The 14,834-nt window shown below is 36.8% G+C and carries 12 protein-coding genes; all 12 read right to left on the bottom strand.

Features of this window, described 5'->3' with window-relative positions:
• Positions 1-1,278 carry a histidinol dehydrogenase gene (gene hisD, locus GJV51_00555; protein QGM24565.1) on the bottom strand — a complete coding sequence of 426 codons (1,278 nt, stop codon included), beginning with the start codon at positions 1,276-1,278 and terminating at the stop codon, positions 1-3.
• Positions 1,275-2,882 carry an ATP phosphoribosyltransferase gene (locus GJV51_00560; GenBank protein ID QGM24566.1) on the bottom strand — a complete coding sequence of 536 codons (1,608 nt, stop codon included), beginning with the start codon at positions 2,880-2,882 and terminating at the stop codon, positions 1,275-1,277. Before GJV51_00560 ends, hisD begins: the two co-directional genes overlap by 4 nt.
• Before the next feature lie 374 nt (positions 2,883-3,256).
• On the bottom strand, positions 3,257-4,363 hold the full coding sequence (locus GJV51_00565) for a diguanylate cyclase (GenBank protein QGM24567.1): 1,107 nt from the start codon (positions 4,361-4,363) through the stop codon (positions 3,257-3,259).
• Positions 4,357-5,085 carry an EAL domain-containing protein gene (locus GJV51_00570; GenBank protein ID QGM24568.1) on the bottom strand — a complete coding sequence of 243 codons (729 nt, stop codon included), beginning with the start codon at positions 5,083-5,085 and terminating at the stop codon, positions 4,357-4,359. Before GJV51_00570 ends, GJV51_00565 begins: the two co-directional genes overlap by 7 nt.
• 83 nt (positions 5,086-5,168) lie before the next feature.
• Positions 5,169-6,011: a histidinol-phosphatase HisJ gene (gene hisJ / locus GJV51_00575; protein QGM24569.1), complete on the bottom strand. Its 843-nt coding sequence runs from the start codon at positions 6,009-6,011 to the stop codon at positions 5,169-5,171.
• A 49-nt stretch (positions 6,012-6,060) separates the two neighbouring features.
• Complete coding sequence (locus GJV51_00580) at positions 6,061-6,867, bottom strand: Cof-type HAD-IIB family hydrolase (GenBank protein QGM24570.1); 807 nt, start codon at positions 6,865-6,867, stop codon at positions 6,061-6,063.
• A gap of 69 nt (positions 6,868-6,936) precedes the next feature.
• Positions 6,937-7,116 carry a hypothetical protein gene (locus GJV51_00585; protein ID QGM24571.1) on the bottom strand — a complete coding sequence of 60 codons (180 nt, stop codon included), beginning with the start codon at positions 7,114-7,116 and terminating at the stop codon, positions 6,937-6,939.
• On the bottom strand, positions 7,116-8,591 hold the full coding sequence (locus tag GJV51_00590) for a signal recognition particle protein (protein ID QGM24572.1): 1,476 nt from the start codon (positions 8,589-8,591) through the stop codon (positions 7,116-7,118). The genes GJV51_00585 and GJV51_00590 overlap by 1 nt, the downstream gene beginning before the upstream one ends.
• 42 nt (positions 8,592-8,633) lie before the next feature.
• Positions 8,634-8,978, bottom strand: a complete 345-nt coding sequence (locus tag GJV51_00595) for a DNA-binding protein (protein ID QGM24573.1) — start codon at positions 8,976-8,978, stop codon at positions 8,634-8,636.
• Positions 8,975-10,474 carry a signal recognition particle-docking protein FtsY gene (gene ftsY, locus GJV51_00600; protein ID QGM24574.1) on the bottom strand — a complete coding sequence of 500 codons (1,500 nt, stop codon included), beginning with the start codon at positions 10,472-10,474 and terminating at the stop codon, positions 8,975-8,977. The genes GJV51_00595 and ftsY overlap by 4 nt, the downstream gene beginning before the upstream one ends.
• Positions 10,475-10,542: 68 nt before the next feature.
• Positions 10,543-14,094: a chromosome segregation protein SMC gene (gene smc / locus GJV51_00605; GenBank protein QGM24575.1), complete on the bottom strand. Its 3,552-nt coding sequence runs from the start codon at positions 14,092-14,094 to the stop codon at positions 10,543-10,545.
• The gene (locus GJV51_00610) at positions 14,091-14,801 is read right to left on the bottom strand and encodes a ribonuclease III (GenBank protein QGM24576.1); all 711 of its coding nucleotides are present in this window, start codon (positions 14,799-14,801) and stop codon (positions 14,091-14,093) included. The genes smc and GJV51_00610 overlap by 4 nt, the downstream gene beginning before the upstream one ends.
• Between the last annotated feature and the right edge of the window lie 33 nt (positions 14,802-14,834).

A 14,834-nucleotide genomic window follows, 5' to 3' on the forward strand; every position in this document is an offset into this window, starting at 1 on the left:
TTATTCCCCTCGACTTTCAATTGCTCGAGCGTGTGCTTCTAATCCTTCTTCACGAGCTAATACTGCGACGTCAATCGAATCAGCCAATAATGCTTCAGCAGAATATTGTAAATACTGAATGCGCTTTTGAAAATCCCAAACACCTAGTGGTGAACTAAATCGTGCTGTACCACCTGTTGGTAAAATGTGGTTTGGACCGGCTAGATAATCACCAAGTGGTTCAGAAGCATATTTTCCTAAGAACACTGATCCGGCATTTTTAATTTTCGAAACATAATTATACGCATTTTCTAACTGTATTTCCAAGTGTTCTGGTGCTACAGCGTTCATCAAATCAATCATTAAATCAATCGTGTCAACCAAATATATGAAACCATTATTTTCAATTGCTTGACGTGCAATAACTTCACGAGGCAAGACTTTAAGCTGGTCTTCGACCTCCTTTGAAACTTTTGTTGCTAATTTTTCAGAATTAGTGATCAAAATTGCGCGTGCATTAACGTCGTGTTCTGCTTGTGAGAGTAAGTCTGCTGCTACATCCTTTGCACTTGCTGAATCATCAGCTAAAATCCCAATTTCTGATGGTCCTGCGATCATGTCAATATCTACTTGACCATATACGTCACGCTTAGCCGTCGCTACATAGGCATTACCCGGTCCAGTAATTTTATCTACCTGTGGAATAGATTCAGTTCCATATGCTAAAGCGGCAATTGCTTGAGCCCCTCCAACTTGATAAATGCGATCCACCCCTGCTATTTTGGCGGCAGCTAAGACAGCTTGGTTTAAGCCATTTTTTTGCGGTGGTGTCACCATAATAATATTTTCAACACCAGCAATTTTAGCAGGAATAGCATTCATCAAAACAGACGAAGGATAGGCTGCAGTACCTCCAGGTACGTAAATGCCAACAGCTGATAGCGGCGTCACCTTTGTTCCACGAATCACACCATTACTAGGATTATCCTCAAAAGATTCACTAATCTCCAATTTGTGAAAGCTTCGAATGTTATCTGCAGCTTTTTCTAGTGCTTTAATAACGGCTGGATTAAGCTGATTCAATGCCTCTTCAATCTGTTCATCGGTTACTTTTAAGTTGTCTAAAGTGACACCATCAAATTTTTCTCCATATTCTTTCAAAGCTTCATCGCCGTTTGCGCGAACATTTTTAATAATATCAGTTACACGAGCCTCTACTTGCGGATCAACCGTCTTCTCTGTTTGCTGACGAATACGGGCTTTGATGGCTTCTAGTGATTCATTTTTAATAATATTCATTGTTCTTCCTCTTTCAGAATAGTAACAAGATTATTGATTACTGTCGTAAGCTCTGATTGAAATTGCAGTAGCGAACCAGCACGAACAAGCATGTGTGTAGCTACTCGACCAACAGTATCATAAACTTGTAGATTATTTTCGCGCAGTGTATTTCCTGTCTGTGTAATATCAATGATGGCGTCCGACAAAGCAGTAAGTGGTCCAAGTTCTACTGAACCTTCTAACTTAATTAACTCGACATCTTCCCCGCGATTACTAAAGTATTCAGCCGCAATTGTGGGATACTTCGTGGCAATGCGCTTTCGCGTTGATGTATCAAGATTAAAGCCTTTTGGGGCAGCGACAACGAAGTCTGCTTTCCCCGTCTGCAAATCAAGCATATCGTAATGATTTTGTACCTGCTCAGCTATTGTGTCAGAGCCAACAATACCGACATCACCAATGCCACGATCAAGATATTTAACGACATCACTCGGTTTTACCAAAATAAAGCGATATTTTCCGTCAGCACTATCAAAGATTAATTTACGTGCTGGATTTTCTAATAACGAAGTATCAATACCAGCCGCTTTCAATAATGGTCGTGCATTTTTTTCAACACGTCCCTTACCGAGTACCATTACAATAGGTTCTTGTGGTCTCATTTCTTCAGGTTTACGTCGCCAGTTAGCTAGAATGGTTTCAATATTTAACCCCATACCAACCGCTGGTAATGATTTATTTTGAAAATTTTCTAGCAAACGGTCATAACGACCGCCACTAAATAAATAACGACCTAAACTCGGAACAAAACCACGTATAATTGTGCCAGTATAATATGGTTGTGGTGAAGCTGCTGCCAAATCAACCGTAACTGCAACTGATGGATAATGTTTGTGCGTGTATTCGGCTAATTCCAACCAATCGCTAATAATATCATTAACCGCCGGTATTTCTTGCAGTTGCCACATCACTGTTTCCCCATTTTCACCAAATGCTAATGGCCAATTAGCTAATCCTTTGGGAAAATCAGGAATAGTGACCCGAAGTTTCTCAAATACTGATACATTTTTTTGTTCGATTGCTTGCTTCAAACGTTGTCGTAAGTTTTGATCTAATTGCAAATTGTCTAAAACTACATCAATAAAACGGGCATCACTCAAAACCACTTGTACATCAACAATCCCAAACTCTTGTGCAAATTTAAGCATCGTATCTAGTGCTTGAATTTCCGCTTCAAAACTTTGATCACCAATAAGCTCAATACCCGCCTGCGTTTCTTGATTATAATCACCAGACAGGCTGTCCATTCGTCTAAAGACATCCCCTATATAATAAAGTCTAGACAAACTATTTTGTTGTCGATTAGCTGATAAAAAACGTGCAATCGGCAAAGTTAAATCGGGACGTAGAACCAAGTTCTCTCCAATTTGATCAAACAAACGAAAAACATTCTCATTTTGATATTTATCAAATGTACTCTCACGCTCGATTAATGGTGTACTAATCGGTGTAAAATCAGCATCATTTAAAATGGTCGTGATCATCTGTGAAATTTTTTGTTTTTGTTGTAATTTTTCACCAAATTCGTCCCGCGAACCGGTCGCTAATACTTTTTCATTCATGTTAATCTCCTAGATGCTAGATAACAGAAAGACGTCCTTGCAAACTAAATTATTAGTTTGCAAGGACGTCTTCACGTGTTCCCACCTTGATTTCAATTTTACTTACGTAAAAAAGCTCGACAACCTACTAAATGTAGGCTTATTCGATATCGGGAATTTCCGGAATGGTTTTTGAACCATTCAACTCGTTGGTGTGTTTTCATTAATTATGCTGGCGCTCATCTCAATGCGTTAGCTTGAGCACTTTCTGTACAACACGGTAATTAACTACTTTTTCAACTTCAGTTATTTTTATTATTAAGTTATTTTCATTTTACATTAATTTTTATAGATGTCAATACTTATTTAAAAACAATGAAATACACATTTTACTTTCACTCTTCAATAACTATCTTGCCTCTCCCTGTCTTTTTAGACCGATAAACTAGGTTATCAGCAACATCAAAAGTCGTTTTTAAGTTAAACTTATAATTTTTTGAAAAACTTACACCAGCCGAAAAACTCATCAAGTGATTTTGATTTCCTAAAGGTAATTCACCCAATTCAAGCTGCATATTTTGTAAGAACTTCTCGATATTAGCAAAATTATTAGGATCAAACATCCAAACAAATTCTTCGCCGCCATAGCGATAAATTCCTAAATCCTTTGAATTTAGTTTGTACGCGAGGTGATCTCTCAAGAATAAAGAAAATTCCTGTAAAACTTTATTTCCAGCTTCATGTCCGTAGGTATCATTAACATTTTTAAAATAATCCAAATCAATAACCGCAATACCAATATTTGTCTGTTTGTCAGAAGCTAACAAGATATCTTGTTCAAATTTTTTATAATTAAAAAAACCTGTTAATTTATCGAAAATAACTTCTTTCTGCAGCTGAATATTTTTACTTTGTAAATTAGCAACTTGAAAATACACTTTTCGAGTTATTAAAATTGTGATAATAGCTACACTGGCACGAATTAGCCAATTTATTGGTTGATTAAAGATACTATATATCACAACATGGGGAATAAAGGGCGCAGAAAAAAGGCTGGTGGCCACAATAAATATTTCAGAAAGAATCATTGCGAGTGTTTGATTAGAAACATATTTATCAAATACTTTCATATAACATATAACCATTCCAGCTACTACTAATGAGGCCACAACGTTGATAGTTGTTAAATGACCATCCACAAATATTATGTACAGTATTCTTACAAAAGGTGTAATAATAACCAGAAGAATAGCTTGTTTTTTATCAACCAAGTAAAAAATTAAAAGTGCAAGTAAATATTCATGCGCTACAACACCAATAAAATGATAAGAAACTGACATTGATGTATAAAGCATAGCAACATATATTATTGGTTTTATCCATTGTTCATAACGGCTACCAGAATTACTGTACATTAAAAATTGCATACTAATCAACGTAGAAATAGCTAAATTCATTATAACTAGCATCAACAATAGATAACTAAATAAATAGGTTAACATTTTTGTGCCTCAATCATATCCTCTCTAGGTTTACCAAAAAACCAACCTTGCTGATAAACGATACCCATTCTTTTTAGTAATATTTGTGTATCCACATTTTCAACACCTTCAAAAACAAAGGCTAAATTATTTTTTTTAGCTAAGTTGTCCCACTCTTTTAAAAATGAAACACTATTTTGAGAAGACTCACTTTTAAAATGTGCCCAAGCAAACTTAATACCATCCACTAAATTGACATTGTCCTGTACATGTGACAAGGTATTTCGCCCTTTACCAATATCATCAACAAAAATTCTATATCCCATTTTTTTAATTTTCTTAACAGCATCTAATAGATACTCACTATCCTTGATTGCATAGGATCGTTCAGTTAGTTCAACAATAATATTGGGTGCCCAAGTTTGCATTCTTTCAAAAAATTCCTGTGTTTGCGGTGATTTGAATTGTATAATTTCAAAGTTAACTGAAAATTTAGTACAAGGATTTTCTTGTAATATGTCCTTTAATTGTTTTTCAAAAAAAGAAAGCACCATTTGATTCCCTGATTGACTTTTGATTAAGTCGAAAAATATTTCTCCAGGAAATTTTCTTGTTTTTTTAGAACGTAATAATATTTCGTAAAACACAATCTCATCTTCTTGTTTATCAGAAATTTTAACAACCGGCTGCATCACAAAATAAAAATCCTTCGTCACTTCCAGTTGCTCATACAGCTCAGTCATAGTTGTTCTCCACTATTTATCAAGTTTTTGTTTTTCTCATTAAAAATACCATATTTTTTTAACATCTTCATGCCTACCAACCCCTATTTTTTATCTTCCATCAATTTTTCCATTTCATCATAATATAGTCCTAGAGCGCTCACTTCATGCGCATCGGATCCATAAACCAGCTCAATCCCTATTTTTTTTGCTTGTTCAGCTATATCAAATGTAGGATAACTTTCGCCATTATATGGTTTACTAAAACCAGCCGCATTAAAATCTAACTGATAATTTTTTTGCTTAATAATTGTTAACAATTCAGTAATTTGTTGCTTGATAGATTTGTCAAATGCTGGCAAATGCAATCGTTTTTGGTACTTTCGAATGAGCGTAATATGTCCAATTCGCACGGGTACTTTTAATCCAGTATCAAAATTTACACTTTGGAGAACTGCGTCATAATAACGTTTAAATAGTACTTGTGGATTACGACACTCATCACTAAAATATGTTGACAATGCATCTGAATCGTAATCAATGGGCGCAATATCTCCACCATTGTTAGGTAAAAAATGAACAGATAAAACAATTTCATCAATCCAATTAGATTCTCTCTGCAAAAATGAACGTATGTCAATTTCATATGTCCTGAAATAATCTACTTCAAATCCGGATTTAATGTTAATGCTATCTTTAAACTTTTCTTTCACTCGCTCAACTTCAGATTTATAAATTTCTAACTCATCGATTGCCATAGCAGAATGATCACGTGCATCATTAGGGCCAACAAATCCTTCTAAAAATTTTCGTGGCAGTGGTGCGTGCTCTGTAATAACATATTCAGTAAATCCCAAATCAATCGCTCGTTCGATATATCTATCAAGCTGCTCTGTGCTTCCATGATGAGAAAATTTTGTATGAGTATGTCCGTCTTTTTTTATCATTGTAATCACCGTATTTTCTACTATAACAAAAAAAAACACGCTAAGTGTGTTAAACGTGTTTTAATATAGTCTTTAGGACGCCATCATGTTGATTATCAGCTACAGAAATATCAAAATCATGTTTTAATAATTCTGGATCACTATTAGTCATCGCAACCGGATGCCCAACATATTCTAACATCTCCATATCATTCAATCCATCGCCAAATGCCATAATATCCTTCGCATCAACGTGCAATGCATCAGCAATATAGTTGAGTGCATTGGCTTTGTTTACATCAGAATTAACAATATCAATCGCACCGTATCCCGAAGTAGTAACATGGACAATTTTACCTAAAATAGATTTAAGATCGTTCATATAAGCTACTTCATTATGAGATAAAACAATTGTTGACTTTAAAATTGGTTCTACCACATCATCAATACTGTCCACTAATGTTAAGTTTTCAAAATATTCAGCGGAAATTTTGAAAGTATCACCAATTGCTGCCTGTGATTTCAGCATATATGTAGTCGATTGTCCATTAAATGCCAATCCCACCGTAACATTATCAATATATTTTTCTGTTACAGCAAAAATAGTTTTCAATGCTTCTTTAGGCAAAAATTTAACATTTTGTACTTCGCCATCTAACATCACCTCAGCACCATTATTGGCAATGATTTGGTACTCACCTTCAAAGTTTTTGAAGTACTCCAAAACTTTTTGCAAATGGTTACCAGTTGCCACAATGAACTGCATGTTTTGTGCCTTCATTTTTTTCAATACTTCTCGAAAAAGTGGTTCATTAATTGTTTTATCATCTCGCAAAAAAGTTGCGTCTAGGTCTGATGCTATAAGTTTAAGTGTCATTATCAATTCCTTTATACATTAACGGTCAAATACGAACAAACATTAACTATATCGAAAATAAAAAGTATATTATCGCTGAACCCACCACCACAATATTTTTATGAGTCCGAAGACAAAAACTCCTGCCAATAGTGGCCAAAAAACAGCAAAGAAGAATGATAAAAATGAAAAGTGAGACAGATTAAGTAAATTTGATCCAAGTAATACGACAAATACAAAGACTGGTAAAATCCGTTCCATACTTTTCATTACTTGCGTCCACGCTTCTTTTTCGCCTTTTGCAACCGACGTGCAGCTTGCTTTACAGCAAAGTTTTGCATTTTCTGTCCGAAGTTTCCTTTGGGCATTCCACCATTCATGCCACCCATCATTGAGGACATATCCATACCCGAACCACTCATCATTTTATCAATGCCACCAAAGTTGCCATTAGTTGCTTGATTCATCATTTTACGCATTTGATCAAATTGCTTAATCATACGGTTAACTTCAACAATTGGCCGACCAGCACCAGCCGCCAAACGGCGACGACGAGAAGGGTTGATTAAATCAGGATTCTCGCGCTCTTCTGGTGTCATCGAGCCAACTATTGCTTCTAGATGAGCGAATTGTTTGGCATCAAGGTTCACATTAGCTAAAGCTGGATTATTCGCCATCCCCGGAATCATCTTTAACAAATCTTCCATTGGCCCCATACTTTGTACTTGTTTTAATTGTGCAACAAAGTCGTTAAAGTCGAAAGTATTTTGACGCATTTTTTCGAGCTGCTTAGTTTGCTCTTCTTCGTCAAAATCGCGTTGGGCCTTTTCAATCAACGTTAAGACATCGCCCATGCCCAAAATACGCGAAGCCATACGGTCAGGATAGAAAACATCTAAATCAGTGGGCTTTTCACCTTGTCCAACAAATTTAATTGGTTTTCCAGTGACATCTCGAATGGACAATGCTGCACCACCACGCGTGTCACCATCTAACTTTGTTAAAACAACACCTGTTAAATCAAGTGAAGCGGAGAAGCCTTTGGCCGTTTCAGCCGCATTTTGCCCAGTCATTGCATCGACTGTCAATAATATTTCATCAGGATCGGCAATTTCTGCAATATCTTTCAATTCTTGCATCAATTCTTCATCAATTTGAAGGCGTCCCGCTGTATCGATGAATACATAATCGTTTTTATTCTCAGCAGCCTTTTCTAGTCCAGCTCGAACAATATCACGTGGATTGATATCTGTGCCCATTGAAAAAACTGGAATATCTAAATCGCGACCAAGTATTTCTAATTGATCAATCGCAGCAGGGCGATAAATATCTGCGGCGATTAATAATGGTCGAGCATTATTTTCATTTTTGAGTTTGTAAGCCAGTTTGGCAACAGTTGTGGTTTTACCAGCACCTTGTAAACCCGCCATCATAATGATTGTCGGTATTTTTGGTGACTTATTTAACGGTACCGCTTCTTCACCCATCGTTGCAGTCAATTCATCGTTAACAATTTTAACAATTTGTTGTGCTGGGTTTAAACCTTCCATAATATCGGTGCCGCTTGCTTTTTCGCGAACATTGGCTACAAATTTTTTCACTGTGCCGTAGTTAACATCGGCCTCTAATAAGGCCAACCGGATTTCCCGCATTGTCGCGCGCAAATCTTCTTCACTAACACGGCCACGTCCTGTCAGATTTTTAATTGCCTTTGATAGGCGTTCTGTTAGATTTTCAAATGCCATAGGTTATTAAACTGTACACACTATTTGGTGCACATTTCCCTTCTAGTTATCAATTTCCGTCGTTAAAAGCTTCTGTACCAATAATTTTAACACATTATCATCTGGATAATGTGTCTCGATATATTGTTCAACATCCTTTTCTAATGCCTGTCGCTTTGTAAAATCGACTTGCAAATGAAGGATACTTTCGTATTTTTCAAGTTGTTCAATAGCTCGATTAATATTATCTGATACTGCTTGGCGGCTAACGGTCTCCGCTTCAGCGATTTCAACGATTGAGTAGTCATCTTCAAAATAGTAACGTAAATAGGCTTGTTGCTTATCTGTCAACAATTTTTCATAGAAACCAAATAGTTCGTTGATGTGCGTCTTTTTTGCTAAATTCATGATTCAACCAACTCTTTAAACAACCCATAAACGAATTCTTCAGGCTTAAATTCACGCAAATCACTAGCTTTTTCACCAAAACCAATCCATTTAACTGGTAAGTGCATTTCATTACGAATAGCAAAAACAATACCACCCTTAGCTGTACCATCCATTTTTGTTAACACAATACCACTGACATCGGATGAATTTTTGAACAACTTTGCCTGTTGTAATGCATTCTGACCAGTCGTTGCATCAAGAACTAACAAAACTTCGTGTGGTGCTTCAGGAATTTCACGCTGGATAATGCGTTTCATCTTTTCTAATTCTTGCATTAAATTAACATTGTTTTGCAATCGACCTGCCGTGTCGACAAATAAAACATCGTAATTTTCATCACGAGCCTTTTCAACTGCTGCAAAGACAACAGAGGCAGGATCCGCTTTTTCTTTACCAGCAACAACGGGTACATGTGCTCGTTCACCCCATTCTTGCAATTGCTTGGTAGCACCAGCACGAAATGTGTCCGCTGCTGCTAATAAAACAGACTTGCCCGCTTTTTGATACTTACTTGCCAGTTTACCAATCGTTGTTGTTTTACCAACACCATTCACGCCTACAAACAGAATAACCGTTGTTTGTCCTTTGGGTGCAAAATTCATTGTGGCATCTTCATTTATACCGTCAGCTTCATACAAGTCAACCATTTTTTTGATGATGACATCACGAACGTCTTCCTTACGCTTTGCATTTTTTAACTTCACTTCTTCTCGAAGTTCGTCACTAATCTTTATAGCCATATCAAAGCCAACATCCGCACCTACTAAAGTTTCTTCCAAATCTTCGAAGAAATCTTCGTCTACCGAACGGAAATTAGCCAAAAATCGGTTAAATCGATCTGCAAATCCAGTACGTGATTTTTTCAAACCTGCATCATAAATTTGTTGCTCTGTTGTTTCTGTTTCTGTTTCTGTCTGTTTCTGTTTCTGTTCTGTTTCTGTTTCTGTTTCTGTTTCTGTTTCTGTTTCTGTTTCTGTTTCTGTTTCTGTTTCTGTTTCTGTTTCTGTTTCTGTTTCTGTTTCTGTTTCTGTTTCTGTTTCTGTTTCTGTTTCTGTTTCTGTTTCTGTTTCTGTTTCTGTTTCTGTTTCTGTTTCTGTTTCTGTTTCTGTTTCTGTTTCTGTTTCTGTTTCTGTTTCTGTTTCTGTTTCTGTTCTGTCTGTTCTGTTTCTGTCTGTTTCTGTTTCTGTTTCTGTTTCTGTTGATTGTAGGGTGCTGTTTTTTTGTTTGTCAAGCGCTTCTTGCCAAATTTTGGCTTCATCTTCGTTAACTAAACCAACTTGTTCCAGCATCGGCTGTGTCATCGATGTCGTACTTTCAGATATCGCAGCACTTTGCTCAGTATCAGAATCATTACGATTCGATTCAGATTCACTCAAAATTTCAGTGGATTCTGATGTAGCCTCCTGCTCAACCGTTTCATTTTTCTTTTTACGGAAAATATCAAATAATCCCATTTATTTTCTCCTAATCCAAGTAATACACGCTTCTGAGCATTTAGCGGGTTCTTAAACAAATTATACAATTATGAAACCGCTTCTTCCACCCGATCCAAGTCAACTGAAACCATTTTTGATACACCAGCCTCTTGCATTGTCACACCATACAACAAATTAGCATTCACCATCGTGCCTTTACGGTGTGTAATAACGATGAATTGTGTATCACCAGCAAAATCACGTAAATATCTAGCAAAGCGCGCCACGTTGGCTTCATCCAACGCAGCTTCGGCTTCATCAAGTACAACAAAAGGAACAGGACGAACGTGTAAAATAGCAAATAATAAGGTAATCGCTGTCAAGGCTTTTTCGCCGCCAGACAATAGACTCATTTGCTGGAACTTTTTACCAGGGGGTTGCGCTGTTATATCAATGCCTGTTGTTAATAAATGAGTTGGATCTGTTAAGCTAATTTCTGCACGACCACCACCAAACATTTTGGCATAAATATCTGAAAAATGTGCCGCAACCGCATCGAAAGTATTTTTAAAACGAACCTGTACTTCCTTATCCATTTCATCGATTGTTTGTAGTAGTGTTTCTTTGGCTGAGTTTAAATCATCACGTTGCTTTGTCAAAAAATCGAATCGTGCTTTTACAGACGCATACTCTTCAATTGACCCAATATTAACATTGCCAATCTCATCTAAACTACGTTTGACCAACCGCAATTGTTCGGTAATATGTTGAAAATCCATGTCAGCAACTTCTTGGTACAAAGCTTCAACATCGCCGACATCGTACTGTGTCAGTAATTGTGCTTGCAGATTTTCGAGCTGCGTTTGCAAACGAGCCAAGTGTGCTGCAGACTGGCTTTGTGAGCCAATAAGTGTTCTCAAAGTCTCCTGTTGCCCTGCAAACTGCTCTTCTAAATCAGTGATGCTGTTCGTCAAAGTTACGATTTGTGTGTTAATCTTGTCATGCTTTTCTTGTGCAATGTCAAGTTGCTGCGATATATCATCAATTATGCTTTGATTAGCTACATTACCTTGTGCTATAACCAATTGTTGTTGCAGATTTTTTAAGTTTTTGGCTACAGTACTATGCTCTATTTGTACTTCATCACGTTGATTCTGTAACAAACTCAACTGACTATTAATGCTGTCAAGCTGGGCGCCAACTGTTGCAAACTCAGTTTGTAAGGTGGCTTTTTCTTCATTTGTTGATTGTGATTTTATTGAAGCCGTATCTAGATCATGGGTCAATTTCGCAGCCAAACGCTCTTGGTCCAACTTTTGTTGTTCAATATTTTCGATTTTAGTACTAAACTCTGCTAAGCGATTTTTCAGCTCTAGCTGTTGTTCACTTACTTCTTTCAATTCATATTGAATCGCTTGCACGGATTTTTTTTGTCGCTTTATAGCGTCCTGGTGCCGTGATAAATCATAATCGATTTTTTTAGTATCATTTTGAGCCACCCGCAATGATTCTTGCGCCAAAAGTAAATTTTCTTGTAACTGTTCACCAGTTGAACGTTTCAACTGCAGTGTTTCTTCTAACGTTCTTGCTTGAATAGTTAGTTCATCGGCACGTTTACTTAATTCAGCGATATCTGATTGGCGACTCAATAAGGTTGCACTACGCTTTTGCGTTGCGCCACCCGTCATAGAACCACCAGCATTAACCACTTGGCCATCTAGACTTACCACGCGAAAACGAAAATGCCCACGTTTGGCGATTTCAGTTGCTTGATCTAGATTTTCCGCCAAAACGGTTGTCCCTAATATGCTGGCTTTAATAGCAGACATTTCCTCAGGCATATCAATTAAATCTGCAGCAACCCCGATAAAGCCATTCATATGTTGTACTGCTTCTAAACCGCTTAAGTGACGTGATTTGATGGTGTCTAGTGGTAAAATTGTAACACGTCCCGCCCGTTTTTTTGTTAAATAAGAAATAACCTGCTTTGCCGTTGATGTGTTATCTACTACAACTTGTTGTAATACACCGCCCAATACGGTTTCAATTGCCAGAGCATAACGACTGGGAACAGTCATCAATTCAGCAATGACCCCCTTAATACCAGTGAATTTTTCTAAAGTTTGTGGTTTCATAAGCGCGCGAACGCCTTGATAAAAACCAGCATACTCATCTAATGAATTGAGTGCATCACGATGGCTACGAACCTTGTTCAATTCATCTAACACTTGGTACCAATTTTGTTCTGTTGCCTTATATATTTTTGTTGCATCCTCAATGTCTTGCTTTAAATCTGCTACCTTTTTTTCAAGTTCTGCCATATTCAAATGATCATTATTCGGTACCTTTTTGTTAAACGTTATCTGACTAGCTGTTAACTCTTTATTTTCATTATCAAGACGTGCTAGCAATACTTTTTGGCGGCTGGTTAGTTGCTGTAACAATTTTTCATCATTTTTTTGCGTATTATGCAGCGTGGCTATATCCTGCATGGTTTGAATATATTGATGTCGATTCGCTTCAATTTGACTATGTATTTTACGTTGTAACTCAACTTGTACACTTGTATCAAATTGTCCCAGCCTAATTTTTAATTGCTCGTATTTTTTGTGCAAGGCATCTTTTTGGTTCTCTACTTGTTTAATTTGTTCATCTAACTTTCGAACACGGATTTGTAAATCATAGGCTTGTTTTTCAGCACCTTCAACATCTCTATTCAGTGTTGAAATCTGCTGTGTTCCTAGATTTTTAGCCCCAATCAAACGCTCACGTTCTTGAGTACAATCTAAAATTTTAGCCTGTAAGCTATCTCGTGACAATTGTGCATTAACACGTTCTTGACGTTTATCTAATAATTTTTTATTGACAATATCTAACGCTAACTTTGTCTGGTTAACACTTTTATCATAGGTTTCTACTTGTTTAGTTGTTGATGATATCTGACCATTGAAATCATGAATTGACCAGGCTAATCTTGCTTTGTCCAACGTATCAAAACGTTCTTTTTGCGCTAAATAATCTGTTGCTTCTGCAGCCTGTTCAGCTAATGGGTTAATTCGACTTTCAATCTCATGAATAATATCCGCCACGCGTGACAAATTATCGCTTGTCTGGGTTAATTCTTTTTGCGCTTTTTCTTTATTTTGCTTGTATTTATACACGCCAGCAACTTCTTCAATGATACCGCGTCGATCTTCGGGTTTTGCATTGAAAATACTTTCAACTCGTCCCTGGGATATTATTGAAAAACTTTCACGTCCTAAACCAGTATCCATAAACAATTCATGAATATCTCTCAATCGGCTCTCAACACCGTTAATTAAGTAGGAACTTTCACCTGATCGATATAACTTTCGCGTAATTCGAATTTCGTTAAAGTCAGATTGTACATAATGATCGCTGTTATCAAAAGTAATTGACACTTCGGCACGATTCAATGAACCACGTTTATCCGTACCACCAAAAATAACGTCGGACATTTTTGTCCCACGCAAATCTTTGGCAGATTGTTCACCCATCACCCATTGAATCGCTTCAATGATGTTTGATTTTCCTGAACCGTTAGGTCCAATAATGCCAGTCATCCCTGGCATTAGTTCAATCATTGTCTTATCAGCAAATGATTTAAATCCGCTAATTTCAAGTGATTTTAATTTCATAAGTTGACATTATCTTCCAGTATTTTTAGTGCTGCTCTGGCAGCTGCCTTTTCAGCATCTTTGATGGATTTACCAGTACCACGTGCTAATTCTTTATCATTGGCGGAAACACTCGCTTCAAATAACTGGGTATTATCTGATAATTGTTCCTCTTTTTCAGTCTGATAATTGATGTCCACAGACCCTTTGGTTTGTAATCGCTCTTGTAATCGGCTTTTGAAATCAATAAAACGATCAAAAAAGTCTGTATCAATTGCTGCAAATAATGTTTGATTCAAGAATTGTTTAACAGCATCTGCTCCCTGATCTAGATACAGTGCACCAATAAAGGCTTCCCAAATATCTTCAAGTAATGAGTCGCGATCTCGTGCCCCACTCATCTCTTCACCTTTTCCTAAACGAATCCCTTCGTTTAAATGAACCATTCGTGAGAAATGTGCAAATGACCTCGTTTGAACCATTGCAATACGCATTTCTGTCAATTGACCTTCGTGCCAATCAGGGTAACGCTTAAATAAATACTCAGCCACAATCATTTGCATGACAGAGTCACCTAGAAACTCCAATCGCTGATAGTCGCGACCTTTTTCGTCCGGATGTTCATTCAAATAGTTACGTTGTGTTAAAGCTTCTGTTAATAGTCTCTCGTCATTAAATGAGATATTAAATTTTTTTAAAATGTATGATTTAAAACTGTCTTGTGACACGTTATTTTCCTTTTAAAGCGTAATCTATTATCT

Source organism: Leuconostoc mesenteroides subsp. mesenteroides (genome assembly GCA_009676745.1).
Classification (GTDB): Bacteria; Bacillota; Bacilli; order Lactobacillales; family Lactobacillaceae; genus Leuconostoc; species Leuconostoc koreense.